The organism is Variovorax sp. 01T439_2 (assembly GCF_056398445.1).
The window spans coordinates 1-1,460 of sequence record NZ_JBFTPJ010001195.1; the positions used below are offsets into that span (position 1 = coordinate 1).

Below are 1,460 nucleotides of genomic sequence, written 5' to 3' on the forward strand. Positions count from 1 at the left end.
CTGAAGGCACGCAGGCAGTTCCACCCGTTCCGCGCACCATGCTTCATCCGATTTTTTCCACGGTGCTCGGGCATCCGGAACTCATCGCTGACCACGCCGCCAACTACGCGGCACTGGTAAGACAGGAGGCCTCGGAAGCGGGGCGCGGGATCGTTGCCCGCATCGTGGCCGGCGTGCTGGCGGTCGGCAGCGCCCTGCTGGCCCTCGGGCTCATCGGCGTGGCCGTGCTGATGGGCGTGCTCCACGGCAGCTTCCACTGGGTGCTGGTGGCGGTGCCCGGCGTCGCGCTGGTGATCGCCGCCATTTGCGCCTGGATGGCGGTCCGGCCCTTCCCCGGCTATGGATTCGACGACCTGCGCGCCCAGGKCGACGCCGACCTCCGGGCGCTGCACGAAGCAGGAGTTCGCCATGGACGGCACTGAGCGCAGCTTCCTGACGCCGCAGGAGCGGCTGGCCATCTCGCGCCGTGCGCTCGTCAGGCAGTTGAATGGCGAGGACGAGCCGGCGGACGACGGCGGCCGCGGCCGGCGCCGCACCGCGCAGGAACGTCCGGAAGGAATGCATGCCGCCGGCGAAGCGGCGGACTACCGGCGGGCCTCGCCGGCGCGCGGCCGCAGCCAATGGGTTTCGATGGCCCGCAGCATGACCGAGCGCTGGTGGCGCCGCCATCCGGCCCATGCGGTGGGCCAGCTCGCCCGCCCTTTGCTCGAACACTATGCCCGCAAGGAGCCCGCCAAGCTCATGGCGCTGGCGGCCGCCACCGGGGCGGTGATCGTGCTGACCAAGCCGTGGCGCCTGCTCTCCTTCACGGCGGTGCTGGCGGCTGTGCTCAAGACATCGGACGTGGCTGACGTCGTCAACACGTTGATGCAGAAAAACACCAGCCCACGAAAGGATTCTCCATGAATGCCAATGCTTCCACCGCCACGGGCGCGGCACAACACCAGCGCCTCGTGCTCGACGAGCAGGCCATCGGCGCCGCCGCCAAGAGCCTCGACGAAGGCGCGGTCACGCCGAGCTACGGCCCCTGGCGCGACGATGTGCTCAAGCTGCTGAACGACGCGCTGGCCACCGAACTGGTTTGCGTGCTGCGCTACAAGCGCCACTATTTCACCGCCAATGGCGTCTCGTCGCCCAAGATCGCCGAGGAATTCATGGTGCACGCCAACCAGGAATCGGCCCATGCCGACCGCATCGCGGAACGCATCGTCCAACTGGGCGGGGAGCCGGACTTCGCGCCGACGCACCTGCTCGACCGCAGCCACGCGAGCTACGACGAATCCACCGACCTGCAGGCCATGGTGCGCGCCAACCTCGTGGCCGAGCGCATCGCGGTGGAAACGTACCGGCAGATGATCGCGCTGATCGGCGACAAGGACCCGACCACCCGCCGCATGCTGGAAGACATTCTTTCCGACGAGGAAGAGCACGCGGACGAGCTCAAGGACTGGCTCGGCCAC

Annotated in this window: 3 protein-coding genes; all 3 read left to right on the forward strand. The window is 68.6% G+C overall.

Translation table 11 applies throughout. The annotated features are described in order from the left end of the window. Positions 1 to 422, forward strand: a 422-nt coding sequence (locus tag AC1DOC_RS33430) for a TMEM134/230 family protein (protein ID WP_478131541.1), incomplete at its 5' end; no start/stop codon positions are given. Next, the gene (locus AC1DOC_RS33435; protein WP_478081310.1) at positions 409 to 906 is read left to right on the forward strand and encodes a hypothetical protein; all 498 of its coding nucleotides are present in this window, start codon (positions 409 to 411) and stop codon (positions 904 to 906) included. The genes AC1DOC_RS33430 and AC1DOC_RS33435, both read left to right, overlap by 14 nt. Next, positions 903 to 1,460 (forward strand): ferritin-like domain-containing protein (locus AC1DOC_RS33440; RefSeq protein ID WP_015866888.1); only part of this gene is annotated, 558 nt, incomplete at its 3' end. The genes AC1DOC_RS33435 and AC1DOC_RS33440, both read left to right, overlap by 4 nt.